At 66.4% G+C, this 12,300-nt stretch carries 10 protein-coding genes and 1 riboswitch; of the genes, 2 read left to right on the forward strand and 8 right to left on the reverse strand.

The window, feature by feature from the left end:
• Positions 1 to 83: 83 nt before the first annotated feature.
• On the reverse strand, positions 84 to 698 hold the full coding sequence (locus AC5Y4T_RS16940; protein WP_499954407.1) for an NADPH-dependent F420 reductase: 615 nt from the start codon (positions 696 to 698) through the stop codon (positions 84 to 86).
• Between the two features lie 68 nt (positions 699 to 766).
• Here AC5Y4T_RS16940 and AC5Y4T_RS16945 point away from each other — a divergent pair, with 68 nt between their 5' ends.
• Complete coding sequence (locus AC5Y4T_RS16945; protein ID WP_499954408.1) at positions 767 to 1,276, forward strand: DoxX family protein; 510 nt, start codon at positions 767 to 769, stop codon at positions 1,274 to 1,276.
• 37 nt (positions 1,277 to 1,313) lie between these two features.
• Here the strand turns inward: AC5Y4T_RS16945 and AC5Y4T_RS16950 are convergent, their stop codons facing one another.
• From AC5Y4T_RS16950 to AC5Y4T_RS16960, 3 genes are all read right to left on the reverse strand, one after another.
• Positions 1,314 to 1,544: a hypothetical protein gene (locus AC5Y4T_RS16950; protein ID WP_499954409.1), complete on the reverse strand. Its 231-nt coding sequence runs from the start codon at positions 1,542 to 1,544 to the stop codon at positions 1,314 to 1,316.
• 138 nt (positions 1,545 to 1,682) lie between these two features.
• Complete coding sequence (locus AC5Y4T_RS16955) at positions 1,683 to 3,044, reverse strand: HNH endonuclease signature motif containing protein (RefSeq protein ID WP_499954410.1); 1,362 nt, start codon at positions 3,042 to 3,044, stop codon at positions 1,683 to 1,685.
• A 79-nt stretch (positions 3,045 to 3,123) separates the two neighbouring features.
• On the reverse strand, positions 3,124 to 4,488 hold the full coding sequence (locus AC5Y4T_RS16960; RefSeq protein ID WP_499954411.1) for a flavin monoamine oxidase family protein: 1,365 nt from the start codon (positions 4,486 to 4,488) through the stop codon (positions 3,124 to 3,126).
• Between the two features lie 303 nt (positions 4,489 to 4,791).
• On the opposite strand from AC5Y4T_RS16960, the gene AC5Y4T_RS16965 reads away from it, so the two are divergent.
• On the forward strand, positions 4,792 to 6,525 hold the full coding sequence (locus AC5Y4T_RS16965; protein WP_499918307.1) for a DUF3556 domain-containing protein: 1,734 nt from the start codon (positions 4,792 to 4,794) through the stop codon (positions 6,523 to 6,525).
• A gap of 36 nt (positions 6,526 to 6,561) precedes the next feature.
• On the opposite strand, the gene metE is transcribed toward AC5Y4T_RS16965, so the two are convergent.
• The 4 genes from metE to AC5Y4T_RS16985 form a co-directional block, all read right to left on the reverse strand.
• Positions 6,562 to 8,832: a 5-methyltetrahydropteroyltriglutamate--homocysteine S-methyltransferase gene (metE, locus tag AC5Y4T_RS16970; protein ID WP_499954412.1), complete on the reverse strand. Its 2,271-nt coding sequence runs from the start codon at positions 8,830 to 8,832 to the stop codon at positions 6,562 to 6,564.
• A gap of 155 nt (positions 8,833 to 8,987) precedes the next feature.
• Positions 8,988 to 9,157, reverse strand: a riboswitch (cobalamin riboswitch).
• 56 nt (positions 9,158 to 9,213) lie between these two features.
• Entirely contained in the window at positions 9,214 to 9,855 is a 642-nt protein-coding gene (locus AC5Y4T_RS16975; protein ID WP_499954413.1) for an SDR family oxidoreductase, read from the reverse strand.
• 184 nt (positions 9,856 to 10,039) lie between these two features.
• A complete protein-coding gene (locus AC5Y4T_RS16980; RefSeq protein WP_499918303.1) occupies positions 10,040 to 10,882 on the reverse strand; it encodes an SDR family oxidoreductase in 843 nt (280 codons plus the stop codon).
• A gap of 70 nt (positions 10,883 to 10,952) precedes the next feature.
• A complete protein-coding gene (locus AC5Y4T_RS16985) occupies positions 10,953 to 12,260 on the reverse strand; it encodes a TetR/AcrR family transcriptional regulator (protein ID WP_499954414.1) in 1,308 nt (435 codons plus the stop codon).
• Positions 12,261 to 12,300: the final 40 nt, after the last annotated feature.

Genomic DNA, 12,300 nt, shown 5'->3' on the forward strand with positions numbered 1-12,300 from the left:
CTCGCGCACTACGAGTCACGGCGCACCCCCTCGTCCTGCGATCCGTATCGATGGGGCCGTCCCATCAGGCCTCGACGAGTATGTCAGGACTGTCCGCGCAGCAGTCCGAAGGCAAAGTTCGTACCGAACCCGCGACGTAGTGCGAGGTGGATCCAGAGCAGCCCGTAGGGCTCGAGCAGCCGCGCTGCCGTCAGGTCCCCGGCGTCGACGGTCTCGAAACCAAGCTCGGCGACCAACCCGGCGGTCACCGACCGCGCTTCCTCGTCGTCACCGCAGACAAACATCACCGGTGTGCCTGGCAATTGCGGACCGTCCATCATCGGGGCGCCGATCTGGTTCATCGCCTTGCAGACCCGGGCGCCGGGCGCCCACTTCGCGACCGCTTCCCCGCCCGAGGTGGTATGTCCGACCTCCAGCGCCGAGAAGTCGAGGGTCAGCGGATTGGTGCAATCGATGAGGATCTTGCCGGTCAGGTCACCACAACCCTGCACCGCCGCCCGCGTGCCCTGCCAGGGCGTGCACAAAACGATGACATCGGCGCCGGCCGCGGCGGACTCGTTGGTCTCGACGCCGTCGAGCAACGCGTATTTCGGGTCGTCGGGGCGGCGGACGCCGAAGGTGACCTGGTGGCCGCGATTGCGCCAGGCGGTACCCAACGTGCTGCCGACGTTGCCGGCCCCGATGATCGCGATCTTCATATCGGGCTCGATTCCCTCGGTGAACGTTGCTCGCGAATGCGAAGGGGCAATGATCTAAGTTTGCACCTATGACTCCCTACGACGTCGGGTTACTGATCCTGCGGCTGGTGTTGGGCGTGACGTTGGCCGCGCATGGCTACAACAAGTTCTTCGGCGGTGGCCGCATCCCGGGCACCGCGCGCTGGTTCGAGAGCATCGGCATGAAGCCCGGCAAGTTCCACGCCACCGTTGCGGCGACCACGGAAATGGCCGCCGGCCTCGGCCTGGCCGCCGGGTTTCTGACGCCGATCCCAGCGGCGGGCTTCGTGTCGCTGATGCTGGTCGCGGCCTGGACGGTGCACCGCGCCAACGGCTTCTTCATCGTCAAGGAGGGCTGGGAATACAACCTGGTGCTGGCGGCCAGCGCCGTGGTCGTGGCCACGCTGGGCGCGGGCAAGTTCAGCCTGGATCGGCTGGTCTTCGGCAAGAACTGGATGGACGGCTGGCACGGGCTCGCGATCTCGCTGGTGCTCGGCTTGGCCGGCGCCATCGGCCAGCTGCTGATCTTTTACCGCCCTCCGGCCAAGCAGGCCGGTTAGTGAGCGTCGTCGTCGCCCTCGCCCGACCCAACGGAATTCATCTCTCGTAAGAGCTGATTTCGGCGAACGATGAAATTTCCGAGGCTTCGGCCCGGTCCGGATGCTTCGCCGTTACGGATTCCCGTTTCTCGTCCAGACGGCCAGGACTGTCATGCACCCCCCGCGGTATGACCTTGAGCAGCGCCGCAAGTGCCAAGAGGGCCCCGGCAGCCATGGCGGCGAAGGCGATCTCACACACGAATGCGTAGACGATGACTTCGGCATTCATGGCCCTAGACTTTAGGGATATTAATCTCTGAGTCGCCGATTCTTTTTTCTTCGCAACTCATTTGGAATGTTTTCTTGATGAATTGCACCGGCTTCGACCCGCGCGGACCGTTAAAAGTGGTGCAAGCAGGCCGGTTAGTTACGGGTCATCGTCGTTCTCGTCCGCCAATAGCTTTTCGGGGTGGTGGAAGGTGTTGACCCGGGGTTGGCCGCGGTCGAGGTGTGTGGGTGGGATCCATTCGGTGTCGCCGTTGGCGCGTTGTCGGGTGGTCCAGCCTTTCTCGAGCAGCCGGTGGTGGGGCCCGCAGGCCATCGCGAGTTGGTCGGTGTCGGTGCGGTAGGTGCTGGCCCAATCTTCGACGTGGTGGATCTCGCAGTAGTAGCCGGCGACGTCGCAGCCCGGGGCGGTGCACCCGCGGTTCTTGGCGTACAGGACGATGCGCTGTCCCGGCGAGGCGAGGCGTCTGGTGTGGTACAGCGCCAGCGGCTTGCCCTTGTCGAAGATCGCCAGGTAGTGATGTGCGTGGCGGGCCAGGCGGATGACGTCGGACATCGGTAGTAGGGCGCCCCCGCCGGTGAGGCCTTTTCCGGTGGTCGTTTCGAGCTCGGCCAGTGTGGTGGTGACGATGATGGACGCCGGTAAGCCGTTGTGCTGACCGAGCTTTCCGCTGGCGAGGACGGCGCGTAAGGCGGCGTTGAGGCCGTCGTGGTTGCGCTGCCCGGTGCTGCGAATATCGCGGTGAATCGCTTCTTCTGAGGGGGTGCCGTCAACGACGGGTGTGTCGTCGTCGGGGTTGCACATGCCGGGGGCTGCCAGCTTGGCCAGCACCGCTTCCCAGCTGGCGCGCGCCTCCGGCGTCAGCCACCCGCTCAGGCGCGACATCCCGTCGGTCTGCTGATTGCCGAGCACCAGCCCGCGCACGCGCGCCCGGTCCTCGTCGGTGTAGGTGCCGTCGGGATGGAGGCAATCCATCAGGCGCCGGGCCAGTTTGGCGAACTGGTCGGGCCGGAACTCGGCGGCCTTAACCGCCAGGTGTTTCTCGGCGTGCACACAGGTCTCGAGGTCGACGGACTCGGGCAACTGGTGGAAGAACCGCCGGATCACCGACACGTGGTCGGCCCCGATCGCCCCGTCGCGCTGGGCGGCCGCGGTCGCGGGCAATACCGGCGCCAACGGCTCACCCGAAAGCGCCCGGCGCGGGCCCAGATCCGCCGCCTCGGCGATGCGCCGTGCGGCCTCGGCCCGGGTGATGTGCAGCCGATCGGCCAACGCCCAGGACAATTTGCCGCCCAACTCGGCCGGATCCGATTGCTCGGCTACCTGATTGATCAATTGGTGGCTGGGCGTTTGGAGTTTGCGAGTCTCGCATTCAAATATCTCTAACAGCGCTAAACGCTCCGGATTGGTCAGCCCGTCATACGAATGCCCCTGCAACAAAGACACCGCCGCGCGCAGCGTCCCGACGGCCTCCCAGATCCGCTCCCGCGTAGTCGAACCCATGTTCGAACAATACGTCGGCGCGCCGACAAAACGACCCCCGTCGAAACTACTGAAACAAAAGTGACACAAGTGATTTGGGCTACGCGACGGCCGCGACCTCGGCTGCGGCCACCTCGGCCGCGGCCCGCTCGCCGGAGCGAATCGCGCCGTCGATCCACCCGCACATGACGGCCGAACTTTCGGTGCCGGCCCAGTGGATGCGGCCACAGGGCTCGCGCAGGGTGTAGCCGAATTCGGTCAGCACGCCGGGAGGCGCGTGGCCGATCATTCCACCACCGGAATAGCGGTCGGTAGTCCAGTTCTGTTCGTGGAATTCCCGCGCGGCTTTCGCTTTGCTGCCGAATCGGTCGACCAATTCGTCGATGATCACCGCTTTGCGCTCGGCCTCATCGAGTTCCGTCAGCCGCCGTGCGGCGCGTCCCTCGGTGATGACGCACATGATTCCCGGGTCCGCGGTGTCCGTGCAGGCGTCGATGGTCAGGGTGGCGGGGGAGTTCGGCGCCGCGGATTGGCCGGACAGTCCGTCGGCGCGCCAGAAGGGGTCGTCGTACACGATCGAGATTTTGACGACTGCGCCGCTTGGCATGCGCCGATGCAGGAACTCCCGATCCACCGGCAGCATCGGTTCGTAGACGATCGATGTGGCGATCGCCAGCGGGATCGCGACAATCACCCGGCGCGCGCGCACGGTCAGGTCGGCAGCGTCGATTGTCACACCGTCGACGTCCTGGGAGATTCGCCGGACGGGCTGCGAAAGGTGCAGCGCCTCACCCAGTTCGGCCACGATCGGGCGGTGCAGCGCGCCCATCCCCCCGACCGGGCGGGCATCCTGGGAACCACCCTTGCCCGAGATCGCGAACGTGAGTCCGCCCGCGGAGGCCGTCTGCAGCAGCCCCCACAGCAACGACGTCTCCGATGCCGCCGAGGTGTAGAGGCCGGCGAAGGCCATGTCCAACATCTCGGCGGCGTCCTTGGACATGGACTTCTTGTGGATCCATTCCCCAATGCTGATGCGGTCCCACTCGTGGGCCTTCTTTGCGTCCCAAGGGGCTTCGCGCGGGATCTCTTTGCACATCCTGTCGATGGCGGCCAAACCGAACCCGAGGTTGGCGACGGCCCACGGGCTCACCGTCCAGGGGATGGTGCCGCCATAGCGGTGCTTCTTGCCGCCGACGATCATCATGGCGTCGCCGTCGTTGTGCTGCTTGTACTCCGGGACGCCGAACTCGTTCATGAGCGCATGGATTCGGTCCTGGCCCGGCCCGATCCAGGCGCCGCCGCGATCGATCCACGTGCCGTCGGCCCGGGTCTCGGTGAAGGTGCGGCCACCGACCCGATCGCGCGCCTCCAGCAAGGCCACCGAGTGCCCCGCCTGGTTGAGCCGCAACGCGGCGGTCAACCCAGCGAATCCCGCTCCGACCACGCAGAAATCGACCTCAGACACGGCTGGCTCCTCGACCTCGTCCACCCCAGCAGCAAACTACACCGACCTGGTGCCCGCGGAGGCCGGTTAGGCAGATCTCCGCGGGCCTTCGGTGCCCGGCGACGCGGCTCTTGCCAGCGCATGCCCGGCGAGCGCCTGAAATGATCTGGCGCACAAGCAGGCTCAAAGGGCACGCGCGCGCGGCCAGTTCGATAACCGCACGCCGACCCGCCGTCGACGGTGCCGGCGCGAAAGCCGCACGCAAAGATTTCTTGTCCGAGGTTGCGGTACGCGCCCCTAGAACACGTTCTAGTCTGTGAAACCATGGGATTTCTGAAGCCGGAGCTGCCGCAGCTCGACATGGCCGAATGGAACAAGGGCACCCGCAGCGAGAAGATCCGGCCGATGGCCAAGCACTGGGCCGAGGTGGGCTTCGGTACACCGGTCGTGCTGCATCTGTTCTATGTCGTCAAGATCCTGCTCTACATCCTCGGCGCGTGGCTGTTCGCGTCGGCCACCAACGGCCTCGGCGGGTTCACGCGCGTCGCGTCGTGGTGGTCGGAGCCGATCGTCTTCGAGAAAGTCGTGCTGTACACGATGCTCTTCGAGGTGATCGGGCTGGGTTGCGGCTTCGGCCCTTTGAACAACCGGTTCTTCCCGCCGATGGGCTCGATTCTGTACTGGATGCGCTTCGGCACCATCCGGCTGCCACCATGGCCCGATCGAGTGCCACTCACCAAGGGCACGAAGCGCAAACCGGTCGACGTCGCGCTGTACGGCCTCTTCCTTCTGGTGACGCTTGCGGCGCTGTTCGCCGACGGGACGGGACCGATACCCGAACTGGGCACCACGATCGGGCTGCTGCCCGCCTGGAAGATCGTTTTGATCCTCGTGCTTCTGGCGGTGGCCGGGCTGCGCGACAAGGTGATCTTTTTGGCCGCGCGTGGCGAGGTCTACGCGACCATGGCGGTGACGTTCGTGTTCGCCGCGCCCGACATGATCGTCGGCTCCAAAGTGGTGTTCCTGGTGATCTGGATGGGTGCCGCGACATCCAAGCTCAACAAACACTTTCCGTTCGTCATCTCCACCATGATGTCCAACAACCCGTTGGTGCGGCCCCGCTGGCTGAAACGACGCTTCTTCGAAAGCTTCCCGGATGACCTGCGGCCGGGACGGCTGTCGCGCTGGATCGCACACCTGAGCACCGCCATCGAGATGTTGGTGCCGCTACCGCTGTTCTTCTGTCACGGCGGCTGGCCCGTCACGATCGCCGCCATCGTGATGGTCTGTTTCCACCTGGGGATCCTGGTGTCGATCCCGATGGGGGTGCCGCTGGAGTGGAACGTCTTCATGATCTTCGGTGTGTTGTCGTTGTTCGTCGCGCACACCCACATCGGGCTGCATGACCTGAGACACCCGGTGGTGGTGGCGGTCCTGTTCGTCGTCATCGCGGGAATCGTCGTGTTGGGCAACATGTTTCCGCGCAAGATCTCGTTCCTCCCGGGGATGCGTTACTACGCGGGCAATTGGGACACCACGCTGTGGTGCATCAAGCCGTCGGCCAGTGACAAGATCAGCCGGGGCATCGTGGCGATCGCCAGCATGCCCCAGGCCCAGCTGGAGCGGTTCTACGGCAGCCCCGAGGCGGCCCAGATACCGATCTACATGGGATATGCGTTCCGCGGCTTCAACACTCACGGCCGCGCGCTGTTCACGCTGGCACACCGCGCCATGGCGGACCAGAACGAGGACGACTACGTCATCACCGACGGCGAGCGGATCTGCAGCACCGCGATCGGCTGGAACTTCGGCGACGGCCACATGCACAACGAGCAACTGATCGCCGCCCTGCAGGAACGCTGCCACTTCGAGCCGGGCGAGGTGCGAGTGGTCTTGCTTGACGCGCAACCCATTCACAAGCAGACGCAGGCGTACCGGTTGGTCGACGCGGCGACCGGCGAATTCGAGCGCGGCGTCGTCCGGGTAGCCGACATGGTCGTCCGCCAACCTTGGGCCGACGACGTGCCCGTCGAGGTGGCTAGCGCCACGCCAGCGTGACGCTCGGCGGGGAGCGCCACGCTGGCGTGACAATCGCTATGCCTCGGCCCGCACCTCCTGGGCGGCGGCAACCATGTTCCTCAGCGACGCGCTCACCTCGTCGGAGTTGCGGGTCTTCAACCCGCAGTCGGGATTGACCCACAGCCGCTCGGCGGGAACGGCCCGCAGCGCCGCGCGCAGCGACTCGGCCATCTCGCCCGTGCTCGGCACGCGCGGCGAGTGGATGTCGTAGACGCCCGGTCCCACGCTGTTGGAGAAACCGATGGAGTTCAGGTCGTCCAGCACCTCCATGTGCGAACGCGCCGCCTCGATGGACGTCACGTCGGCGTCCAGATCGGCGATGGCTCCGATCACCTCACCGAATTCCGAATAGCACAGGTGGGTGTGGATCTGGGTGGAGTCCGCGACGCCGGAGGTGGCCAGCCGGAAAGACCCTACGGCCCAACGCAAGTAGTCCTCCTGATCGGCGCGGCGCAACGGTAGCAGCTCGCGCAGCGCGGGCTCGTCGACCTGGATGACCGCGATGCCGGCATCCTGCAGGTCCACGGTCTCGTCGCGGATCGCGAGCGCCACCTGGTTGGCGGTGTCGGCCAGCGGCTGATCGTCCCGGACGAACGACCACGCCAGAATCGTGACGGGCCCGGTCAGCATGCCCTTGACCGGCTTGTCGGTCAGCGACTGCGCGTACTTCGCCCACTGCACCGTCATCGGGTGCTGGCGGATCACGTCTCCGAAGAGCACCGGCGGGCGCACGCAGCGGCTGCCGTAGGACTGCACCCAGCCGTTCTTCGTGGCGAAGAATCCGTCCAGTTGCTCGGCGAAGTACTGCACCATGTCATTGCGCTCCGGCTCGCCGTGCACCAGCACGTCGATCCCGAGGCTCTCCTGCAGCTTGATCACGTCGGCGATCTCCTGCTTCATCCGCCTCTGGTACTCGGCCTCGTCGATCTCGCCGGCGACCAACGCGGCACGCGCCTTGCGGATCTCGACGGTCTGCGGGAAAGACCCGATGGTGGTGGTCGGCAGCGGCGGCAGGTGCAGCCGCGCCTCCTGGCTGGCGCGGCGCTGGGCGGCGTCGCCCCGGTGCGTACCCGACGTGACGATGGAGTCGATGCGGGCCCGGACGCTGTCGTTGTGCAGGCGGGGGTCGCTCTTGCGGGACGCCACCGCGGCGTTGGACGCCGCGATCGCGTCGGCGACCGCGTCGCGCCCCTCGTTCAGTGCGCCAGCGAGCGTCACCACCTCGACGACCTTCTCCCGGCCGAACGCCAGCCAGCTGCGCAGCGCGTCGTCCAGGCCGGTCTCGGGCTCCAGCGAGTACGGCACGTGCAATGTCGAACACGACGTCGAGACCGCGACGGTGGCCGCCGAACGCTGCACGGTTGCCAGCTTGTCCAGTGCCGCTTCGAGATCGGTGCGCCAGATGTTGCGCCCGTCCACGACACCGGCCACCACGGTCTTGGTGGCCAGTTCTGGCACCGCCGCAATCGCGGTGTCGGCGCCGTAGACCAAGTCGACGCCGATCGCCTCGACGGGCGTACGGGCCAGCGCGCCCAGCGAGTCGCCGGGGTCACCGAAGTAGGTGGCGACATAGATCGCGGGTCGGTTGCTCACCTTGCCCAGCGCGTTGTAGACCGCTTCGGCCAGCGCCGGTGCGTCGGGGGAGATGTCGGTCACCAGCGCCGGCTCGTCGATCTGCACCCACTGCGCGCCGCTGTCGGCCAGCAGTGACAGCAGCTCGGAGTAGATCGGCACCAATTCCTGCAGGCGCTCGATCGGCGCGCCGCCACCGTTGACGGCCTTGCTCAGCAGCAGGAAGGTGATTGGCCCGATGACCACCGGGCGGGCCGGAATTCCTTGCTCGACAGCCTCTTTCAGCTCCGAGAGCACCTTGTCCGCGTTCAGGGCGAATGACGTCGCGGGCTCGATCTCGGGAACGATGTAGTGGTAGTTGGTGTCGAACCACTTGGTCATCTCCAGCGGTGCGACGTCTTTGTTGCCGCGCGCCGCGGCGAAGTAGCGGTCCAGGTCGTCGGGAACCTGCGCGGCGCGGTCGGGCAACGCACCCAGCATGACCGCGGTGTCGAGCACCTGGTCGTAGTAGGAGAAGGTGTTCACCGGGACCGAGTCCAGGCCGGCGTCGGCCAAGCCCTTCCAGGTATCGCGCCGCAGGGCGGCCGCGACCTTCTCCAGGTCGGCTCTGCTGGTGCGGCCGGCCCAGTAGCGCTCGGTGGCGCGTTTGAGTTCGCGCTTCGGACCGATGCGTGGTGAGCCGACGATCGTTGCGGTAAATGCTTGAGGGGTCACGATATTCGTCCTTCAATCGGCATGGTGGTCACCGCCGGCGGACGTGCAGCCGATCCGATGGCGGTGCGTACCCAGGTACCAACCGCAACGGCTGCAGCCTAACGCCCATTCCACGAGGCGATGAGCCGCCGGACGCGGCGCGCCCGGCGCAGCTGGCAGGTCTCCGGACTCGCAGGCGTGCACCCCGTTGGTGCTCCTAATGGCCGTCGCTTCCCAGCCTTGCGACCAGTGCTTGTGACGGCGGTCGTTCCTGCATACCGTTGCGGGACAGTCCCGGATTCTCACCGGGTTCCCTCTCACGAAGCGTTACTAACGTTCGCTTCGCTCGATGCTTGCGGCGCGGTTGCGACGCAGGCAGACCAGCTGCGAGAGGTAGCTTAGTCAGTCCGCCAGCGCTTCCGCGATCGGGACGTCGCCGTTGTTGAAATCGATGGTTCGCCGGATGGTCGAATCGTCGGCCAATGCGGCGGCCGCGACGAGCGCGACGTCGGCGCGCGAGACCTGCCCTTTCGCCCGGCCGACCGCGATCTTGCCGGTCGCCGGGTCGAGGGTCAGCCGGCCCGGCCCCAGCACCGTCCAGTCCAGGTCGCTGTCGCGTAGGTGCGCGTCGGCGGCGGCCTTGGCCTCGGCGTAGGCGAAAAACGGATCATCCTGCGGCACACCGTGATCCGGGCCCGCACCGAAGTAGGACACCATCACGAACCGCTTGACGCCCGCCTGTGCGGCGGCGTCGACCACCCGGATCGCGGCGTCCCGGTCGACGGCATAGGTCCGCTCCGGATTGCCACCGCCCGCCCCGGCCGAGAAGACGACAGCGTCATGCCCGGCCACCAAGTCCGCCAAGGCGTTCGTGTCGAGCCGCTCGATGTCGGCCACCACCGGCTTGGCACCGGTGGCGGCGACGTCGTCGGATTGATCGGGATTGCGGAAGACCGAGCTCACCTGGTCGCCCCGTTGGGTCAGGTCTCGTGCGAGTTGCAGCGCGACCTTGCCGTGTCCGCCGAAGACGATGATCCGTGCCATGCCTTCGACGGTACCGAGGCTCGCCCGATGGTGGCGGCCCGCTTCGCCCGGCTACGCCGCGCTCGCGACCACCACGGGTTCGATGGTGGCGGCTCGCTTCGCCCGGCTACGCCGCGCTCGCGACCACCACGGGTTCGATGGTGGCGGCTCGCTTCGCCCGGCTACGCCGCGCTCGCGACCACCACTAAAGCTTCACCCGTCCCATGATGATGTCGATGATCGGCTTGCCGGGCGGGTAGGCGTTGGTGAGCGAGGCCATCGTGTGCCCATAGTCGACCAACAGCGTGATGCCGTTGATGCCGAAGGCGGCGGCGCTGTTCAAAAACGCCATCACGTCGCCCATCTGCTCCGGGGTGTGCACCTTCGAGCCGGTCTCGTCGCGGTAGTCCTGGGCGAACGTCAGCCACAGGTCGGCGTTGGACTGGGCCAGCGGGGTGTCGGTGGGACCCGGGCAGATCGCGTTGATCCGAATGCCCTTCTTCAGCAGGGGGTAGCCCTGGGTCGCGACGTAGGCGTTGACGACCTTCTTGGAGAAGCCGTAGTGGATGATGCCCTCGGCCTCGTGCGCCTTGACCCACTCCTGGGCCGACGCGAAGTCCGGCGTCGCCAAGAACTCGGTCAGCAGGTCCAGGTCGTTTTCCCAGCCCATGCCGGCGACCGAGGAGATGAAACAGATCGCCGAGCCCGACGGAAGCTGGTTGCGCTCGAGCAGGCGCTCGATGAGGTGCCGGTGGCCGAGGAAGTTGATCGCCATCAGGTCGGTGGTCCCGTCGGCGATGCCAGCGGCGGAGAACACGGCGTGGATCGGGCCGTCCAGCTGTTCGATCGCGGCGTCGATCGACGCGGTGTCGCGCAGGTCGACCTGAATGGACTTGGCGACGTCGTACTTCACCGGCGCGTAGTCCATCACGATGACTTCGGCGCCCAACTCGGCCGCTGACTTGGCCGCCGCGGCGCCCATGCCAGTCGCGCCACCGACGACGAGAGCGCGCTTGCCGTCGTAGCGCAACCGATCGACAATGGTCATGGAAATCCCCTTCTCGGATAATGCCAACGCGGTTCTAACTGCTCAACTGTATGGGTAACAGTTATTTGGTTCAATACCGGGGCGGGTTGATGAGGGTTTGCTTGCGGGGGACGGCGACGCCGCGCAGCACGGTGTCGCGGGCGTGCACCAGACCCGCGCGGGTGCCGATGTCTTGCAGGATGTTCTCCGGTATCCACTGCAGGCCGACGACACAACGGGACAACATCGCGGTGGACGGCGCGTCGACGCCGATTTCGCCCGACCGGATGCCCTCGGAGAGCAGCATTTTCATCTGCCGCAGCCGAGTGGCGTACAGCCAGCCGGGGTTGGGCGTGTCCGGGGGCGATTGGCGCATCCAGGCCAGCTGGATCCGGAATTCGTCGGAAAACCGGTCGAGGGCATTGACGTTGACCCAGCTCAACGCGTCCAGCTTTTCGATCGGTGTGGATTCCGAGCGCAAGACGCTGACCCAGCCCGCCTCGACCTTCCGGCCGAAGGATTCCATGATCGACGCGAGGAGTTCGTCCTTGGACCCGATCACCCGATACACCGTTCCGGTGCCGAGACCGGCCGCCGAGGCGATGTCCCTGATCGTGGTTACCTCGTATCCTCGACGGCCGAATTCGGCCCGTGCCACCGCACGCACCGCGGCCGCCTTGTCGCTCGGGTCCGCGTCGCTGTCGTCGGACCATGTCGCGATCACGTCGCTGGCTGCGGTGAAGGCTTTGGAGCGGTCCAGTGCCGAGTCGGTGGGCGGCCGAGTTGCCAAGCCTTCCAAGATGATTCGGCACAGCAGCCGGGCCACCTGGTCGGGGGCGGACTTGTGGCGCATGACATCGAGCCCGACCTGCAGCATCGTTTGGCAGATACGGTCGGCCAGGGTGGGAAGGTCGATGTCGGATTTGATGTAACCGCTCCACCGGGCGGCTCGCAGCGTCTGCAGCATCGCCTCCTGGATCGCCACGGGCCGTTGCTGCGTCAGCTTGATCAACTCCGGGTCGGTACTCGGCCCCTCGTAGAACGACATCTGCAACGCGGCGCGGTGTTCCACGGCGCAGTCGGCGATCGCCGAACCGAGTTCGATGATCTGTTCGGCGGCCGGGCGGGAGTCTGGTTCGTCCAGTCTCGCCTGGGCCGCCCGGCCGATGCGCTCCAGGTCGTCCTGGTAGCGGCGGATCAGCTCGACCAGGATGGCCTCTTTGGATTCGAAGTGGTGATACAGGCTGCCGGGAAGGATGCCTGCCGCGTCGGCGATCTCCTGCAGCGACGTCCGCAGACCCGAGGATGCGATCAATGACGCCGCGGTGGCGAGGATTTCGGCGCGGCGGGTCGGGGATTCGGCTGTGCCGCCGGCGCGCAGGGACTCGGCCTTGGCCATGGTCAGCGGTGTGCGAATCCGGACGATTGCGGGTCGGCGA

It is taken from the genome of Mycobacterium sp. NGS11, from assembly GCF_059813315.1.

Bases quoted from the DNA above. Each gene is read 5' to 3' on its own strand.
- AC5Y4T_RS16940 (WP_499954407.1), bottom strand. From the start codon at position 698: ATGAAGATCGCGATCATCGGGGCCGGCAACGTCGGCAGCACGTTGGGT.
- AC5Y4T_RS16945 (WP_499954408.1), top strand. From the start codon at position 767: ATGACTCCCTACGACGTCGGGTTACTGATCCTGCGGCTGGTGTTGGGC.
- AC5Y4T_RS16950 (WP_499954409.1), bottom strand. From the start codon at position 1,544: ATGAATGCCGAAGTCATCGTCTACGCATTCGTGTGTGAGATCGCCTTC.
- AC5Y4T_RS16955 (WP_499954410.1), bottom strand. From the start codon at position 3,044: ATGGGTTCGACTACGCGGGAGCGGATCTGGGAGGCCGTCGGGACGCTG.
- AC5Y4T_RS16965 (WP_499918307.1), top strand. From the start codon at position 4,792: ATGGGATTTCTGAAGCCGGAGCTGCCGCAGCTCGACATGGCCGAATGG.
- AC5Y4T_RS16975 (WP_499954413.1), bottom strand. From the start codon at position 9,855: ATGGCACGGATCATCGTCTTCGGCGGACACGGCAAGGTCGCGCTGCAA.
- AC5Y4T_RS16980 (WP_499918303.1), bottom strand. From the start codon at position 10,882: ATGACCATTGTCGATCGGTTGCGCTACGACGGCAAGCGCGCTCTCGTC.
- AC5Y4T_RS16985 (WP_499954414.1), bottom strand. From the start codon at position 12,260: ATGGCCAAGGCCGAGTCCCTGCGCGCCGGCGGCACAGCCGAATCCCCG.